Source organism: Flectobacillus rivi, from assembly GCF_030056655.1.
Taxonomy (GTDB): domain Bacteria; phylum Bacteroidota; class Bacteroidia; order Cytophagales; family Spirosomataceae; genus Flectobacillus; species Flectobacillus rivi.
The window spans coordinates 175,775-194,475 of the sequence record NZ_JASHIE010000004.1; the positions used below are offsets into that span (position 1 = coordinate 175,775).

The 18,701-nt window shown below is 36.7% G+C and carries 14 protein-coding genes; 5 read left to right on the forward strand and 9 right to left on the reverse strand.

Annotated features, from left to right (window positions below; translation table 11 throughout):
- Positions 1–55 precede the first annotated feature (55 nt).
- Together QM481_RS06795 and QM481_RS06800 are read left to right on the forward strand one after the other, a co-directional pair.
- Positions 56–955, forward strand: coding sequence for a helix-turn-helix domain-containing protein (locus QM481_RS06795; RefSeq protein WP_166552382.1), 900 nt, complete (start codon positions 56–58; stop codon positions 953–955).
- A 118-nt stretch (positions 956–1,073) separates the two neighbouring features.
- A complete protein-coding gene (locus QM481_RS06800) occupies positions 1,074–2,093 on the forward strand; it encodes an aldo/keto reductase (protein WP_166552383.1) in 1,020 nt (339 codons plus the stop codon).
- Positions 2,094–2,314: 221 nt separating this feature from the next.
- Here QM481_RS06800 and QM481_RS06805 read toward each other — a convergent pair whose 3' ends face one another.
- Entirely contained in the window at positions 2,315–3,397 is a 1,083-nt protein-coding gene (locus tag QM481_RS06805) for an alpha/beta hydrolase (RefSeq protein WP_283381181.1), read from the reverse strand.
- A gap of 87 nt (positions 3,398–3,484) precedes the next feature.
- Positions 3,485–4,357, reverse strand: coding sequence for a helix-turn-helix domain-containing protein (locus tag QM481_RS06810; protein WP_283381182.1), 873 nt, complete (start codon positions 4,355–4,357; stop codon positions 3,485–3,487).
- A gap of 88 nt (positions 4,358–4,445) precedes the next feature.
- On the opposite strand from QM481_RS06810, the gene QM481_RS06815 reads away from it, so the two are divergent.
- A complete protein-coding gene (locus QM481_RS06815) occupies positions 4,446–4,997 on the forward strand; it encodes a DNA-3-methyladenine glycosylase I (protein ID WP_283381183.1) in 552 nt (183 codons plus the stop codon).
- A 72-nt stretch (positions 4,998–5,069) separates the two neighbouring features.
- Here QM481_RS06815 and QM481_RS06820 read toward each other — a convergent pair whose 3' ends face one another.
- The 6 genes from QM481_RS06820 to QM481_RS06845 form a co-directional block, all read right to left on the reverse strand.
- On the reverse strand, positions 5,070–5,723 hold the full coding sequence (locus QM481_RS06820; RefSeq protein WP_283381184.1) for an RloB family protein: 654 nt from the start codon (positions 5,721–5,723) through the stop codon (positions 5,070–5,072).
- Between the two features lie 3 nt (positions 5,724–5,726).
- Positions 5,727–7,106, reverse strand: a complete 1,380-nt coding sequence (locus QM481_RS06825; protein WP_283327338.1) for an AAA family ATPase — start codon at positions 7,104–7,106, stop codon at positions 5,727–5,729.
- Positions 7,107–7,376: 270 nt separating this feature from the next.
- Complete coding sequence (locus QM481_RS06830; RefSeq protein ID WP_283381185.1) at positions 7,377–7,892, reverse strand: hypothetical protein; 516 nt, start codon at positions 7,890–7,892, stop codon at positions 7,377–7,379.
- Positions 7,893–8,954: 1,062 nt separating this feature from the next.
- Complete coding sequence (locus QM481_RS06835; RefSeq protein WP_283381186.1) at positions 8,955–9,701, reverse strand: hypothetical protein; 747 nt, start codon at positions 9,699–9,701, stop codon at positions 8,955–8,957.
- A gap of 252 nt (positions 9,702–9,953) precedes the next feature.
- Positions 9,954–10,400, reverse strand: a complete 447-nt coding sequence (locus tag QM481_RS06840; RefSeq protein ID WP_166552390.1) for a carboxymuconolactone decarboxylase family protein — start codon at positions 10,398–10,400, stop codon at positions 9,954–9,956.
- 129 nt (positions 10,401–10,529) lie between these two features.
- On the reverse strand, positions 10,530–11,117 hold the full coding sequence (locus tag QM481_RS06845) for a Crp/Fnr family transcriptional regulator (protein WP_283381187.1): 588 nt from the start codon (positions 11,115–11,117) through the stop codon (positions 10,530–10,532).
- 324 nt (positions 11,118–11,441) lie between these two features.
- Here QM481_RS06845 and QM481_RS06850 point away from each other — a divergent pair, with 324 nt between their 5' ends.
- Both QM481_RS06850 and QM481_RS06855 read left to right on the forward strand, forming a co-directional pair.
- Complete coding sequence (locus QM481_RS06850; RefSeq protein WP_283381188.1) at positions 11,442–14,264, forward strand: glycoside hydrolase family 2 protein; 2,823 nt, start codon at positions 11,442–11,444, stop codon at positions 14,262–14,264.
- Between the two features lie 187 nt (positions 14,265–14,451).
- Positions 14,452–17,778 (forward strand): DUF5107 domain-containing protein, encoded by a 3,327-nt coding sequence (locus QM481_RS06855; RefSeq protein WP_283381189.1) that lies wholly within the window; start codon positions 14,452–14,454, stop codon positions 17,776–17,778.
- On the opposite strand, the gene QM481_RS06860 is transcribed toward QM481_RS06855, so the two are convergent.
- Positions 17,773–18,669, reverse strand: a complete 897-nt coding sequence (locus QM481_RS06860) for an AraC family transcriptional regulator (RefSeq protein WP_283381190.1) — start codon at positions 18,667–18,669, stop codon at positions 17,773–17,775. The genes QM481_RS06855 and QM481_RS06860 overlap by 6 nt on opposite strands.
- Positions 18,670–18,701: the final 32 nt, after the last annotated feature.

Genomic DNA, 18,701 nt, shown 5'->3' on the forward strand with positions numbered 1-18,701 from the left:
GGTAGTTTTCTTGTTGTCTTTTACAGGTTCGTTTGATTTTTTATAACTTTACTTCATGGAAAAGGTTCATACTTTAGAAGATTTTTATCTGAATAGCGCAGATTGTTTACCCGAAAACCTCCGTAAAGACGTAGGGCATTTCAATGTATTCAAGATGGAGGATTATATTGGTAAACCGACAAAATCTGTGCCTTATAGTCGTAAGGACTATTACAAAATTTCGTTGATTATTGGCAACAATATTTATCACTACGCTGACAAATCGATTGAAGTAAAGTCTGCGGGAATCTCATTTGCTAATCCTATGATTCCTTACAAAATCGAGCGAATCGGGGAATCACAGCGAGGATATTTTTGTGTGTTCACAGAAGCTTTTTTGAATCAAATTCCTAATATCAAAGAATATCCTATTTTTAAGCCTGGCAGTTTTCCCATCTATAATCTCGATGAGGAGCAAATTGAGGAATTTCGACTTATTTTTGAACAGATGTCAGCTGAAATAAATGTCGATTATGCCTTCAAATACGATTTTTTGAGAGCATTAGTACAACAGGTTATTCATAAAGCCATGCGTTTGTCGCCAAATGATAATATCCAAAAACATCCACATTCGGCCAATAACCGCATTACCTCTTTATTTGTGGAATTACTAGAAAGACAATTTCCGATTGAATCGCCTTTACAAAGAATGAAACTACGCATTCCTGCCGATTTTGCTGGGCATCTTTCCATCCATATCAATCATCTCAATCGTGCCTTGAAAACAGTTACAGGTAAAACTACCTCTCAGTTGATTCAAGAAAGGGTGTTGCAAGAGTCGCAAACCCTCCTCAAACATACTGATTGGAATATTGCTGAGATAGGATACGCCGTTGGGTTTGATGACCCTTCGCATTTTACTTCCTTTTTCCGTCGTTCGTTGCAAACCACCCCAAAGTTATTCCGAGAAATATAAATTGTTTGATTTTTTATAGTTTCTGTTTCGTTTGGGATAACTGTACACAAGAGTTTTGTAAGAAATTTGCATCCGATTTTTAGTAAAAACTTTTTCAAAAACTAATAAAACAAAACCTATGAAATACAATTATGTAGGCGAAACTGGTCTTTTGGTATCAGAATTATGCCTCGGAACTATGACTTTTGGCGGACAAGACGCTGGTATATGGGGAAATATTGGTCAACTTCAACAGGAGGAAGTAAACCAATTAATCAAAGCAGCGATTGATGCAGGAATTAACTTTATCGATACGGCCAACATTTATTCATTTGGTCAGTCTGAACAACTACTCGGACAGTCACTTATTGACCTCGGTATCCGTCGTGATCAGGTGGTGATTGCAACCAAGGTTTTAGGACGAATGGACGAATCACCTAACAGTGCAGGCTTGTCACGCTATCATATTTTTAACTCGGTAGACGCAAGTTTGAAACGCCTTCAAATGGATTATGTAGACATTTTGTATGTTCACGGCGTTGACCCTCGTACTTCAGTTGAGCAAATTGTACATAGCTTAAATGATGTAGTAAATGCAGGAAAAGCCCGCTACATTGCCATTTGTAACTGGCCAGCATGGATGGTGGCTACGGCGCAAGAAATTGCCAAAAGCCACAACTGGCATCATTTCATTGGTTTACAGTACTATTACTCGGCTGTTTCTCGTGATATTGAGCATGAACTAGTTCCAATGGCACAGCATCACAAATTAGCAATTTTCCCTTGGAGTCCATTGGCTGGGGGCTTCTTAAGTGGCAAATATACCCGTCAGCAAGTTGTAGCAGGTTCGAGAAGAGAGAATTTTGATTTTCCTCCAATCGATAAAGAAAAAGCTTATGATTTGGTAGATGTTATGCAGGAAATTGCAACAGCTCATCAAACTACCGTGGCACAAGTAGCTTTGGCATGGGTTCGCCATCAACCAGGTGTTACCAGTACGATTATCGGAGCTAAAACAATTACTCAGTTACAAGACAATATTGCTTCGACACAAATACAGCTTTCGGCTGAGGATTTGCAGAAAATTGATGCAGTGAGTCCACTTCCCATGCAATACCCAGGCTGGATGGTAAAACGTCAAGGAGATTATAGAAAATAATTGAGTGAATTGTGATTTAGTGGTTGAGTGATTATTCTTCGTGAATTTAACTTGTAGAGACGCAATGATTGCGTCTAAGAATGTGTCAAAGGGAATATAGCATCCAAAAAGGCGTTCGAAATGAGTTTTTCGAACGCCTTTTTGGATGCTAATACATTTAAAAATAATCACTCATTCTCTCAATCACAAATCACTCAATCTAGAGAATGTCTCTTTTTTAGTTATTTCAACGCTTCTTTGATTGATAACGCTGCTTGCAAGACGGCAACTTTAGAGGCCGTAACCCCTGAAATAGGGTTCAACATACCGTAGTCATGAATCAATCCGTTATATCTTGCCAAAGTAACTTTAACACCTGCTTCATTGAGCTTTCTCGCATAAGCCTCACCTTCGTCACGTAACACATCATTTTCTGCTGTTTGTACCAATGCCTCTGGCAAACCTTTTAATTGCTCTACCGTAGCTTGCAAAGGTGAAGCATAGACTTCTTTACGTTTTTCCACCTCTGGTAAATAGTTGTCCCAAAACCATTTCATCATATTTTTAGTCAAAAAGCGACCTTCTGCAAATTCGTTATATGAACCAGTCTCGAAGTTGGCGTCGGTAACGGGCCACAAAAGTACTTGAAGTTTTATCGCTGGTCCGTGGTTATTTTTTGCCATAAGCGCAACTACCGCTGACATGTTCCCTCCTACGCTATTACCTACTACTGCTAAGTTTTTACCATTTACACCTATCTCTTTACCATGTTCGGCTACCCATTGTGAAGCAGCATAAATTTCATTGATTGCTACTGGATACTTTGCTTCTGGTGATGGTGTATAATCAGGAAAAACAGCCACGGCGCCACTATTTACCACTAGGTCACGGACTAATCTTCTATGTGTTGGATAGTCTCCTAACACCCAACCTCCTCCGTGCACGAAGATAAAAACAGGTGCGTTTGGTTTTACACCTATAGGCTTGGTGATATGTACTTTTACTTTATAACCATTTTGAGAGATCACTTTTTCGCTCTCTTGAATTCCAGAATAATCTACCTGAACCGATTTTTGAGCTCCGACCAAAACTTGACGTGCATCGGCTGGACTGAGTTGTTCGAGCGGTTTACCATTACTTGTGTTGAGTGCTTTCAAAAATGGTCTTATTTCGGTAAAAACTTGTGGGTCGTCCTGACCAGCATAAGGGCGTAATTGACCAAATGTGATATGCGCTACTAAGGCTAAAAAGAGTACTAAAAATGACTTAAGGAAAGTCAAATATGATGTGTTGCTATACGAAATAGTTAGTGCTTGAGCTTTCATGTTTTTGATTTGTTTAGTTGTTGTTTCAAATTGATAGTACAAAATTACTCCAACGAACCACCCAGATAAAGGCACAAAAGCATACAACTATTGTACTTTTTTCCCTTGAAGGTATTTATTTCTAAAATTAGTCGTCGTATCACCAACTTTTTGAGCAAAAAGGCGATTAAAATAGGCAGGGTCGTCATACCCCAAGTGATACCCAATTTCTTTAGCGCTCATTTGTGTGTAGGTCAGAAGGCGTTTTGCCTCCAAAATAATACGGTCTTTGATTACTTCATTAGGCTGCGACAAATGCAGTCTTTTAAATTTATGTGTCAAGGTTTTGGGGGCAAACCCCAATAAGTCCGCGTAGTCAGCAACGCTATGTTTTTCTTTATAATGGATTTCTACCAATCGACTAAAATCTCGATAAAACTCCATGTCACTATTAGTTCCATCTTGCACTTGGTGTAGTTCTTGCTTTTTCCAGATGCGAGTCGCACGAATGATTAACTGTTTCAAATATACTCGTAACATTTCTTCCTGCCCTGATTCGTTCATGGTCAGCTCTTCCTCTATTTGTGCCCAAAGCTGATTTGCCCATCCCTGTTCGCTTGTTGGAAGTTCCACCATCGGCATATTTTGCAAATTGTTAAACAATAAACCATCGCAAGCCACCTCGGCATCATGAATTTGAATACAATAAAAATCACGGTTGTAATACATTATATATCCTAACTGCTCCCCCACTTGGTCTATCTGTAAAAACTGATTGGAGTTCACAAAAAACAAACTCGGTTCTACTGTTTGGTATTCTTGAAAATCTACTTTCAATTGGTATCCTTTGGGCAAGTACAAGACCTTAATAAATGGTTTGTACATATCACTATTAGCTGATGCCAAAGTATCCGTTGAAAGTGGTAGTAAACCTAATTTTTTATAATGTGATTCGAAAATAGAAGGCGTTTGCTGAGTCATGTTAGCGAGAGTTAAGGATTCCTTTTTTGAAAGAACTATTTCGAAATTACTTACGTTGATTGAGTTTAACAAATCTATAACCCGACCTATGTCTTATTGCAAAGCTATTCAAAATATGCAAGCTGCCGACCGCAAGGCCTTACATGCCAACTATCATGACCATCACTACGGCTTCCCGATTCACGACGATAATGCACTATTTGGAAGATTGATTTTAGAAATCAATCAAGCGGGTTTGAGCTGGGAAACGATTCTTAGAAAAGAAGAGGCCTTCAAGGAAGCCTACAGCCATTACGATATCGACAAAGTAGCATCTTATACTGAGGAGGATAGAGAAAGGCTTTTATCAGATGCTGGCATTATTCGCAATCGCTTAAAAATCAATGCAGCGATAGAAAACGCCAAAAAAATTCAGGTTTTGCAAAAGGAATATGGCTCTTTCGAAAAATGGCTAGAAGCACACCATCCTAAAACCAAGGAAGAATGGGTAAAACTTTTCAAGAAGACTTTCAAATTTACAGGAGGCGAAATCGTAGGCGAATTTTTGATGAGCATTGGCTATCTCAAAGGCTCACACGACGACGATTGTCCGACACAACAAAAAGTACTTGTCCAAAACCCTAAATGGGCGGAGGTTTAATGGTGAATTTATTCTGGTTTCCCTCCTTTAAATGGGTTTAGAGGAGGGGCAACTGGGATACGAAATAGCGACTCATGTTTTTTTTAGCTTCATGGCAACTTTATAAACGTGAGAGCCTAAATTTTTAGGATATTCTTCATCTTTTTCATCTAATTGCTTTGCTTGTTCGATAGCAAAATCAATGGTTGGAAGAAATAACTCTGGCTTAGGATTACTTTTATTATACGCACCTAAAATTTCCACTATTTTAGCATCTACGTAATTTTTCTTGTTACTTACTTTCCCATTTTTCAGCATTAAATCAAGCTCTTCTTCACTGTATTCTGCGATATCTTTAATGTGTAAAAGTAACCAAAACTCAAAGCAAGGATTACTCACAGCGACAAACATATTTGACTGCTTTTTACATTCTGAAATTATATCTGGAATGTTTTTCCATCTATCTGTATCAATTATCATCCAAAGCTCATCGGTATCCTTAAAATTATACTCATCTTTTGCTTCCTTTTTCAGTTTTCTAAAGACGTGATTTGGAGCACTATTGGTGTCTTTTTTAGGTCGTTTTAGGAGGTGTAAAAATATCAAGGCATCATTGAAAATCTCTGAGTTCTTAAATTCCTCAAAATAGATTTCTTCAGTATCGTTACCTTCAAAGGCTAAAACTATTATTTTTTCTTTTTCTAAAGAATTGCTTTCTCTAAATAAATCCTCTCTTTCTCTTGGCATAATTTACAATAAATGATGATTTAAAATTGTAAGCTTATTTCTATTGCCTATGCGAGGTACTGCCTTAAATCTTCCTAATAAATAATCTTTTCTAATTTCTTTGTCGAATCGTACATTGTAATCTTCGAGAGAATGAAGTTTACTGGCTCCAAAATTATCTTTTACCACAAACCAAACTTCGTCTTTTCGTAACAATTTTTGAGTTAATACAGATGATTCGTGACTAGCCAAAATAAGTTGGCTATTAATATTTGTAGCTTTTGAAATAAACAAATCGATTAAATCGTACATCAGATTAGGGTGCAGACTCCTTTCCATTTCGTCAATAATAAATACATTATCTCCTTTTAACAAGTCCATTAAAAGTGGTATAAAATCCATTATTCTATTGGTTCCGTCAGACTCATCACTTGTATCAAACTTTTCTAATTCGTCCTGTCCTTTAACAGAATGCTTAGTCATAAATTTCTCTACAACTAAATCTGTATCTTTAATAGAAAGAAAATAGGTGGTATTTCTATTTGACAGAATTGAAGCTCTTACATTTTCTGACTTCTTACTTAATAGATCTTCTTTTATTTTACTTAAAATTGATTTAGGTACATCAACGCTATCAAAATCAACTTTTTCAAGGCATACACCATTTATACCAGTATCAAAATATTTTAAAAACTGCTCAAATGTTGTTAGTAACTCTTCATCTTGATTCAATTCAAACTTCAAACCCTCATTGTATTTGTCATCAGGAAAAATAACTTTTAAAGAGTTTTGAAACCAATCTATCACATTCAGTATATCTTCAATTTTTGAAACATTTTCTTTGACTTTTCGAGTTCTGATTTCATTTAAAAACAACTGATTATTCGGTGTTCCTTTTGCTATAAATTTCAAAAATTGCTTTTCTTCGTCAGATTTGATGTTTTTCACAATATTATCCAAATCATATATTTGGCTATTATTGATGTTTCTTTCAAATATTTTCACTTCGCTCTTCAAGCTCACCTCAAATAGCCATTCTTCCTTTATGGCAGTGGAATCAAAAACAAATCCATAAGCATAATTTTTGCCATTATGTTGGATAACATATTCGATTCTAGAATCTTTATTAGTACAATTTTTATCTAATCTGAATTTTTGATAGTCAATAATAGATTCAGGATTTGTTCCTCGTAATACTAATCTTTTCCCAAATTCGATTGCTTTGATAAGGTTTGATTTTCCAGAAGCATTGGCACCAAATAACACAGAAGTTTTAAGGACAGAGATTCCTTTAATTTTTTTTGTCTTATGTTCTCCCTTTAGCGTTCCTTTGCCTGGTAATAATGAGAAATTCTGCCTACCATTAAATGACGAAAAATTCTCTACAGAAAACTTAATTAACATACATTTTAGTTTTATCTGTACAAATTTAGTGATTTTTTCACAAGTAGTGCATTTTTAATAGGTTTTAACAATAGGTATAAAGGCATTCTGAAAAAAATATGGGCGTACATATTAGCATAAGCTACTTTTATCAAGCTAAGATTTTAATAACGTTAAACTTAAGCTTCAAAAACATCTACTTAAGCTAAGATTTGAGCAAAAAAAAACCTCCTCTAAATGGGTTTAGAGAAAGTTAGAGAAGTAAATTTTCAAGCAATTACTCTACAAAGTCTACCAAAATATCCCTTCTTTTTTTTCTGTTTCTTTTAACGTTTTCTGCACAACAATTTCAAAGCTTACTTCTCCGTCAGCGTCAAAAGTATAGTCTTGAGGATCAAACAACTGTCGAACTGTTAAATTATATAATCCATTTTCAAGCGTTATTGCCAAGTCAGCATGATGTGGAGCAGGAATTTTTACCTCCTCGAATTGAGCAGACATGGATAAATCTTCAAAATTAGTTAAAAATAGCTTTCCCTCAGTGACTGTAATCGTAGTGGTAAATTCACGAAAAGGATTTTTGTGGATAGGTCTATCAACAAAAGAAACAACCCAAATACTTGGTAAGCCTGTAGACCAAATAACTAAACTTTTGTTATTCATCTCATTGACAAAATGTTCTATTAGCTGAGTAAGTTGCCAGTCTTCGTCAACAAAAGATTGATATGATTCTGAATTTACAATTGCTAAAAATCCAGAATCGTCTGATATCTTAATTTGGTTAGTTTGGTGAAGAAGTGAGAACATATCTTTGTTTTTTAGGGTTTAAGAGCGCTTTGCCAATTCTATAATTTGAAGAAATTTTCTCGTCTAATCAGCGGCTTGTCAACTTCGTAACCAAGGGTGACAACATAAATACAATCCAAATAATAATATGTCTTGGGAGGAAATCAAATCGATAATTTAACCAGTAAAGCCCTACCGTGAGTACAATAATAACGCACGAATGTTTAAAGTCAGTTTGGTGGTTAGAGTATCTCATGATGTGATTATTTTTAAACTCTTGGAGTTCACTAAAGTATCTTGAATTAAAAAATGAACCTCTACTAGGTAAAAAAAACAATAACATAAGTGCATTTTGCACAATGTATATGCTCGAAACGCCTAGAAAAAAATACTGAAGTACGAAATACGCTCCATCTTCAAGAGATTGAATAGATGTAATATTATGATTTTGGTACACTCGATATATCACATCAATACTCATCAACAATACGATAATAGAACTCCAAAGACTCAATACCAACCTCGTAGTTCTAGAAAGTATGAAAGGTGTCAGAGCATTGAATATGGAAAATAATGATAACAATAACCCAAGGATAAGTAGAGATTTTACCAGCCAGTTTTCAATTCTCATAAATCCATAATCGATAACCCAATAGATTATAGAAATTGAGTATAGCAACGTTACTCCTTCTGTTAGCTTAAGCGTTGCTTTCTCATCATGGAAAATAGCAGATATAAAAGAAAAGACGATCCAAAATATATAAGGAAAAGAAGATAGATGTTGTCGAATATTATAGAAAGGAGGTAGCAACATAATAATACTGCAGATAAAAGCTGCAATAAAAATGTAGCCAACCCTTACCCAGCTATCAGATATTCTTAAACTTTCAAACAGTAATCCTAAAAAAAGGGCTAAAATACCGAATGAATATATTTTGTATTCACTCGGTACTAATTTATAGCCAATAAAAATTACGAACACGCTAAATGATATGATGATGACTACATACAAAATATCATTAAAATAAGGTAATCTTTTGTTCATGTTGAAAATCAATTGGTGTGAAAGATGGATTATATTTCCTATCCATCATAATTCATATTTATTACTTTTCTTTCAACAATTTCTATTTCTAAAGTATGATCTGATACAAAAATATCTCCAACCGAAATCTCTGCTCCAAGCTTTCCATTTTCTGCCACACCGATATTAACGTTATATATGTCTAAAGTGTGATACCACTCTCCATTTGCTTCATCACCTGAAAAATCGCTCATATTTTTATTATAAAATTTTATAAGCTCTTTTTTACAGGTTCCTAGCCAAAAGATAAAGTCAATTATTTTTTCTGCATAAGTATCAAACTGACTCCCTCCGCAAAGCGAAATACTTGTAGTATCCTTTTCAATAATTTTATCAAAAATATAAATCTCCTTGCTTGTTATATGGTAGTGATTCTCCTCTGTTTCTGAAGCTACAAAATCTGTAGGTAATAGTTTCGACAGTATTTTTTCTTGCTGTTTTTTTCTAAAATCTTTTATGATATATCTATTCCCGTGAGATTGAGATTTTTCCTCCATTACATACAATTTGGCGACCACTTTTTTATCACTTAAATCAGCCACCGATTTCAAAACTTTATAGGCTGAAAGATGACAACCCAACATGCTATATACATTAGCAAGTGTTATGTCATCGTTTTTAGTTCTTGTTGCGGACTCTAGATCATAAAGCAAATCATACATTTTTATGATACTATCTTTTGAGGGTTTAGCCCTTTTGAATTCACTTGCAATCTCAATAAAATCTTTGGCAAAATTTCTTTCCATAATTTTTGTAGTTTGTAATAGAGGTACTCATTAGTTTATCAATGACATATAACCAATAGAACATGCTAGATTGTTGAATTTTCAGTTTTTAACGTCATTTACTATTAATAATACCTCTAAATATACTACAATTTAACGCAGCAATATTCCCCTCATCCAACTTTCTTACCCAACGTCAATATACTAATAAAACCCTGACAGAAATATCCATTTCCATCAGGGTTTGTGGCACTATTCGCGTTTCTGGTTAAGCTAAAACTTCTCTCCTACGGTAATGTGTGTGCTTACCGAAATACGATTCCATGCATTGATTGCCACTACAATCATAATGACTTGGGCGATGTAATCTTCACTGAAGTATTTCAGTGCATTTTGGTAAGTTTCTTCTGTCAAACCTTTTTCACTGATGAGCGTAATTTCTTCTGTTATGGCTAATACTACTTTTTCCTCCTCTGTAAATAGGTCCGTTTCTCGCCAAGCATCTAGTAATAGAAGGCGCTGCGTTGTTTCACCATTTTTTAGGGCGTCTTTGCTATGCATATCGATACAAAAAGCACAATGGTTGATTTGTGAGGCACGCAACTTGATAAACTCTTTGTGAGTTTTACTTACTGAGGTAGTTGCCAAATATTGTTCTAATCCGTACATGGCTTTCCAAGCCGCTGGCTGTGATGCGTGAATTTTTACTCTAGTTGTCATGGTATGATGTCAATTTGTCGTTTAAAAATATCCATCGAATTTTATTATTATTTTCGTCGCTGGACTACATGACAAAGTTCACTTTTTGACTACAGAAAAAACTTAAACCAGTTTAAGAACGATCAAATGTTACTTTTTTTCTAAGGTTTTTTTCTTACGAAGTTCACTCAAATACTCGGGTGAAAAACCCAGAAATGATGCCAATACTTTCTGCGGAATCCGCTGAACAAATTCGGGGTAATGTGAGGCAAAATGTTCATAAAAAACATCTTTCGACATCGTATAAAGGAATTTGACCCGAAGCAAGGACGCCGAATACGCCCGCTGATAGACTTTTCTAAAATACCGTTCCAATTTGGGTACTTCACACAAGAGTTTTTCCAAACTTTCATGAGTAATTACCATCACCTCCACTTTTTCGAGTGCTTGTATGCTAAAACCCGATTCTCCAGATTTTTCGAATGCCATCAGGTCGGTCATCCACCACGTTTCGATGGCGAATTGAATGGTTTGCTCCTGTCCTCTTTCATTCATAAAATACAATCTCAAACAGCCTTTCGACACAAAAAATAAGTTCTTGCAGATATTACCCTCTTGTAACAAATGTTCTTTTTTTTGATATTCTTGTTTTTGAAAATAACTCAAAATACAAGCTATTTCGGTATTTGTCAAATTGATTTGTTCGGATATATGTGCAATTAACGGGTGCTGAAACATGGTTTGGAGGGTTTAAATTGGCTTGTTATTTTTGTATTTTTCATTTGGTTCAGCAAACATAATTTCGTCTGTCGGATATTCATAATCAAATTAGAAAAGAGAGTCAGAAACCTAGAAACAAAACCATAATTTTATCCATCTTTTTCGAGATTCTATCCATTTTGCCTCAAAGTATAAATAGTGAATTTTGTATAAGTTTTTAAACTATTTCAACAGAGAAATAGCTTAAGGCTTCGCATCCACAAACCTAACCACTATTGTATATTGATTTATGGATTTTAAATGTTGATGCTACGTCAACTCACCCTTTTTCAGCTCATAAAGATGGATAAAATTAAACATTACCTCATTGCACTTTTATTGTTAAATACTTTTTCTATTTTTTCACAAAACAGTCTCAATTTATCAGGACAATGGCAAGTAAAGCTTGACCCTGAAAATGTAGGCTTAAAGGAGCATTGGTGGTTTTCTGCGTTTTCAGAAAAAGCAAATCTCCCTGGTTCATTAGCCGAAAACAATTTAGGAAATGATATTACTCTTCAAACGCCTTGGGTCGGCGATGTGATTGATAGTTCTTATTTTTTTTCACCCAAATATGCCAAGTATCGTTCGGGAGACCTCAAAATTCCCTTTTGGCTTAAGCCTAAAAAAAGCTTTGTAGGCGTGGCATGGTACAAACGTTCATTTGATAAGCCTCAAAATTGGTCAAAAAAACGTATTATTCTCCATCTTGAACGTTGTCATTGGGAAAGTTCTGTTTTTGTCAATGGCAATTTTTGCGGTACTCAAAATAGTCTAGTAGCTCCACACGATTACGACATTACGGATTACCTAAAAGCAAAAGGCAATAGTATTTCCATCAGGGTTGATAATAGTGTTCGACTCTATATCGGTCCCAATTCTTCGAGTATTACTGACCACACTCAAACCAACTGGAACGGTGTGATTGGCGACATTAGTCTGCAAGCGCAAGAACCTGTGCACATTGCCGATGTCAAAGTTTATCCTCATATCAATACTTCTGAAGTTGAGGTAAAAGTGTTAGTGGAGAAAAAGTCCAAAGAAGATTTTTCTGGTAAATTAGCTTTCAACATCAGTTTAAAAAATGCTGATAATCAATCGTTTTCAGAAAACATTGCAGTCACTTCTCATGCTCAATGGATTACGAAAACCATCAAAATTGACAATCCTAAATTCTGGAATGAGTTTACTCCTAATCTCTATACGCTAGTAGTAAATTTAACCAAAGAAAATCAAACACTTGACGCGCACAAGCTTCAGTTTGGTATGCGAGAAATCAGTGTTAAAAACAAAAGGATTCATCTGAACGACCGCCCTATTTTCCTCCGTGGCGACGTCGATTGTGCGGGTTTTCCTCTCACAGGATATCCTTCTATGGAGCGTTCTTATTGGGAAAAAATAGGTACAACCATCAAAAATTACGGTCTTAACCATTTGCGTTTTCACTCGTGGTGCCCACCAGAAATAGCGTTTCAAGTGGCAGATAGTTTGGGGATATATCTTTATGTAGAAGGACCACTTTGGGCGAATCAAGGGAGTGCTGTAGGTACCGACGGGTTAATAGACCAGTTTATTTTCCAAGAATCTGAGCGAGTGGTACAAACTTATGGCAATCACCCTTCATTTATCATGATGTCTTATGGCAACGAGCCTGCTGGTAGTAAGCAAAATGAGTTTTTTGCTCGTTTTGTCAAACACTTCCAAGCTCTCGATACCCGTCACCTCTATACGTCTGGTGCTGGTTGGCCCATGATTCCAGAAAGTGATTTTCATATTCATTCAGATGCTCGCATACAGCGTTGGGGCGAGGGCGTTAATAGTATCATCAATGCCAAAGCTCCATCGACCACTTACGACTGGTCGGGAATCATTGGTAAAATAGACAAGCCTTATATCAGTCATGAAATTGGACAGTGGTGCGCCTATCCCAACCTCGACGAAATCGCCAAATACAAAGGGGTATTAAGAGCAACCAATTTTGAGATTTTTAAAGAAACCTTAGAAGAAAATGGGTTGGGCGACCAAGCGAAGGACTTCTTATACGCTTCTGGACGATTGCAAACTTTATGTTACAAAGCTGACATAGAAGCGGCATTGAGAACACCTAATTTTGGAGGGTTTCAACTTTTAGGACTACACGATTTCTCGGGACAAGGCACAGCACTTGTGGGTGCGCTCGATGCTTTTTGGGAATCTAAAGGTTATACTTCTGGAGAGGAATATCGTAAGTTTTGTAACTCAACGGTGCTGTTGGCACGTATTCCAAAGCTTATTTTAACAAATCAAGAAAACTTTGAAGCTGCTTTAGAAATAGCGCATTTTGGTGCAGAAAAGCTTCTGAATCAAACGATTCAGTGGCGTATTCAAGACGAATCGGGGAAGATTTACCAAAAAGGTTCGTTTGTAAAACCAGAAATACAAATTTCTAATAATCAAACGATTGGCAATATTTCTGTTTCGCTCAAAAACATCAAAAAAGCACAAAAGTTCATTCTTTGGACAACTATAGCGGGCACTACTATTCATAATTCGTGGGAGTTTTGGGTATATCCATCGCAAGTAGATTTGAAATCGGCACAAGGCAATGCCCTTATCGCAGAAGAACTAAGTCCTGAAGTAATGAATGCATTGGAAAAAGGCAGAAATGTATTGCTTTTGACCCATGGTAAAATCAAAAAAGGCAAAGGCGCTGAAGTAGCTATTGGCTTTTCGAGTATCTTCTGGAATACTGCATGGACAAGTGGACAAGCGCCGCATACAATGGGGTTATTGAACAACACACAGCATCCTATTTTCAAAGATTTTCCAACCGAAAAATTTAGCAATTACCAATGGCAAGACATGCTATCTCATAGCCAAGTGATGTTACTCAATGATTTTCCGAAAACGCTCAAAGCTACAATCCAGCCTATCGATACATGGTTTGAAAATCGTCGTCTGTCGCTAGCTTTTGAAGCAAAAGTTGGAAAAGGCAAGCTCATGGTGTGTAGTATAGATTTAGTGAAAGATTTAGAAAATCGACCGTCTGCACGACAATTCAAATATAGTTTGCTCAAATACCTCAATAGCAAAGACTTTAACCCAACACAAAACCTAGAGATAAAAGCAATACAAGCGCTTTTCTAATAAGTAGGAAGACGTTATTAGTTAATAGTATATGGGTTTTATGAAAGCATTGTTATAACCATATCACACCTCAGATATACTATTACTCTAACCTTTCTTATTACTTAAAACACAACAGTTCAAAGGTAAATCCAGTGGTTCAAGGATTTACCTTTGAACCCACCTTTTTATACAACACTATATCAAAATGGAAGTAAAAGTTTGGGAAGAAGCCATCATCATTCCCACCTATGGCGTCGGTGAATCAGAAAAAAATCCTATGTTTCTCGAAAAAAGAGTCTACCAAGGCTCAAGTGGTGTGGTGTATCCTCATGCCGTAATCGAGAAAATCGAAGATACAAAGCATGACCAAACCTATCAAGCTGTTTTTCTAGAAAATCAATACCTCAAAATCATGATTTTGCCTGAACTCGGTGGCAGAATCCAAATGGCTTTCGACAAAGTAAAACAACGACATTTTATCTATTACAATCAAGTCATCAAACCCGCTTTGGTAGGACTCACAGGTCCGTGGATTTCGGGAGGAATCGAATTCAACTGGCCACAACATCACCGCCCAAGCACTTTCGAACCCGTTGATTTTACGATAGAATCCAATCCCGATGGCTCAAAAACCGTTTGGGTAAGTGAAGTGGAAAGAATGTTTTCGACCAAAGGCATGGCAGGTTTTACACTATATCCTGACAAAGCCTATCTCGAAATCAAAGGCGTTTTGTACAATCGTACCGCCTTACCACAGACTTTTTTGTGGTGGGCCAACCCAGCCGTAAAAGTCAATGACCATTATCAATCGGTATTTCCGCCCGATGTATATGCCGTTTTTGACCATGGCAAAAGAGATGTATCCTCCTTCCCTATTGCCACAGGGACATATTACAAAATTGACTATTCGCCAGGAACAGATATATCAGGTTATAAAAATATTCCAGTACCTACCTCCTACATGGCAATTCAGTCCAAATATGACTTTATGGGCGGGTACGAAAATGATACCAAGGGAGGTCTTTTACACGTAGCTAATCACCATATATCCCCCGGCAAAAAACAGTGGACATGGGGAAATGGTGAATTTGGTTATGCTTGGGATAGAAACCTTACCGACGAAGATGGACCCTATATCGAACTCATGACGGGGGTCTTTACTGACAATCAGCCTGATTTTTCATGGATAATGCCTAATGAAGAACGTCGATTTACACAATATTTCATGCCTTATAGTGAAATCGGCATGGTCAAAAATGCTACGAAAGAAGCGGCTGTAAACTTACTTTGGACTGCCTCCGAAGTACAAATAATGGCTTATGACACTGCCCCATATCATGCGGTCAGTATTATTTTTCGTAAAAATAACCAGATAATTTTTGAAGCTAAAACAGATTTATCTCCTGAAAAACCATTCATCCAATCCATTGATTGGACAATCGATACACCCGAAGCCTATACCCTTGAGGTGATTTCTCAAGAAGGAAAAATGTTAGTGAGTTACACCCCAGACGTTTATCAAACTCCCGAATTGCCAGAACCAGCCATTGCTGCGCAAGCACCTTCAGCAATTGAGCATATCGAGCAGTTGTTCTTAACGGCACAACATATTGAGCAGTATCGTCATGCCACCTACTCGGCGATGGATTATTATGAAGAGGCACTTCGTCGTGATCCACAAGATTTTCGTTGCAACAATGCTATGGGGTTATGGTACTACAAAAAAGGGCAATTTGCCAAGGCAAAACCTTGTTTTGAAAAAGCCATTCAAACGCTTACTGCTCGCAATCCAAACCCTTACGATAGCGAGCCTTACTATAATTTGGGACTTTGTCTCAAGCAACTCAACGAATTAACGCCTGCCTATACCGCTTTTTTCAAAGCCTCTTGGTCGGCAGCATGGCAAGATGCTTCTTTCTTAGAATTGGCACGAATTGCGTGTATTCAGCATAATTATGAAGAAGCACTAAATCAAGCCACAGACTCTTTATATCGTAATTGGAAAGGGCATAGCGCTCGACAATTGAAGGTTTCCTTATTGAGAATTTTGGGCAAAAAAGAGGAAGCCTTACAACTGATTTCAGATAGTTTAGCATTTGATCAGTTTAACATGCTTTGCTATTTTGAGAAATATCTGCTTCAAAAAGACCAGCCAGAAGGTCTTGAAAGCTTGAGCAAGTTCAAAAAATTGATGCGTGGGTATGTCCACAACTATCTCGAATATGCCAACGATTATATCCAAGCAGGGCTATATTCGGAAGCATATCAGTTGTTGGAAACCTATTTACTAGAATTGTATTTATCGGAAAAAGACAAATCCAAAACTTATCCCATAGCCTTATACACCTTAGCATTTTTGGCAGATAAGCTACATTTATCGGCTCAAAAAGCAGGGTATTTGCAACAAGCGCAACTAGCATCGCCAGATAAAGTTTTTCCTAATAGGTTATTTGAACTAAACACTTTGCTTTGGGTATCTCAAGAAAGTACAAATGACGGCAATGTATTTTATTTCTTAGGAAATTTTTGGTATGCCCACCGACAGTATCCTGAAGCAATTAGTGCATGGGAAAAATCGACCAGCTTAAAACCTGAATTTCCTACCTCCTATCGTAACTTGTCCTTGGCATATCACAATAAGCAAAATGAACCAGAAAAGGCGTTAAAAGCTTTAGAAAAAGCCTATTTTCTTGACCCAACGGATGCTAGGGTTTTGATGGAATTAGACCAATTGTACAAAAAACTCAACGTCGCCCCAGCAACTCGCTTGGCATTTTTGCAAGAACGTCAAGACATTTCGCTTCAAAGGGATGATTTATATTTAGAGTATATTGCTTTGCATAATCAAACAAAGCAGTTTGAGAAGGCTAAAGTCTTACTGTCAACGCGCAACTTCCACCCTTGGGAAGGTGGCGAAGGAAAAGTAGTTGGACAATATCTTTTTACGCATATCGAACTTGCCAAAATAGCTTTTGCACAAAAGAACTTTTCTCAAGCCTTAGCTTTATTAGAGCAAGCCGAAACATATCCTGTCAATTTAGGAGAAGGCAAGTTGCTAGGAACACAAGAAAACGATATTCATTATTGGAAAGGGCTTATCTATGAAGCTTTAGGCAATAATGAATTGGCACTAAGTTATTTTCAAAAAGCCTCCTCAGGCATTTCAGAGCCCGTACAAGCGATTTTTTATAATGACCCACAACCTGATAAAATTTTCTATCAAGGTTTAGCTTGGCAGAAATTAGGCAAAGTTCAGAAGGCGCAAGAGATTTTTGAGCGATTGATTCAATTTGGCGAAAAGCACCAATATGACGCTATAAAAATCGATTATTTTGCGGTATCTCTTCCCGACTTGTTGGTTTTTGATGTTGATTTGGACGAAAGAAATAACATTCATTGTCAATATTTGCAAGGCTTGGGCTGTTTAGGTTTGGGTAAAAACCAAGAAGCCAAACAATTCTTTGATGCAGTATTAGCCAAAAACATCAATCACCAAGGTGCATTGATACATCAGAAAATGTTGGTTTTATAAATAATCAACTCCCTGTACCTTATCATTTCGAAAATCACGGGGCGATTTTCCCATGATGTTGGTAAATACCCTTGAGAAATGATAAGGGTCGTGGTAACCCATTTGAAAGGCAACTTCCTTGACTCTTAAGGTGGTAAACTCCAAAAGATAACAGGCTCGTTGCATTTTCAAAAAGGTAAAAAAGTGAACAGGCGTACTTTGTAATTTTTGACGAAATACTGCCGAAAAATGCGAGGCTGACATACCTGCTATTTGAGCAAAATCTTCCAGTGTTTTGATTTCAGACAAATGCTCTTTCATGTAATGAATCACATTTGAAATAGGATCGTCTTGCTCAGCAGAAGTGGCAACAGTAGTAAAATGGGTGATTTTGAAGGAATTCAAATACTGTCCCAATGCAAGGTTGGCATATACCACATGTTCTTGATGATATGACATTTCGATATGAGCCAAAATATCGTTAAATAAAGCATTTCGTTCTTTGTTTTCAGGAATATCCTGCACCCAAACACTCTGATTAGGAAAAAGATATTGAAGGTATTCTTTGGCATTTTGACCTGTAAAATGTATCCAATAAATACTCCAAGGATTTGAAACATCAGCGCCATATTGATGAGGAGTTTGGGCAGGAATTACAAAAAACTGGTGCGGTTTTATCGCCGTACGAACATCGTTGACAGAATACCAGCCTTCACCATCGACACAATAAATCAAAATATATTGCTCACAACCGCTGGCACGCTCACGATTGTGAAACGATGCTCTGGGATAATATCCAATATCAGTAATATACAATCCTTTGGATAAAGGATGTTGTTGGTTAGACACTATGAGGTAATCGGGTAATACAAAGGACCTTTGTCCAATAAACCCTTCGCTTTTTTTGAGCATATCTATTTGAAGTGCTTAATCTATTTTTTCAA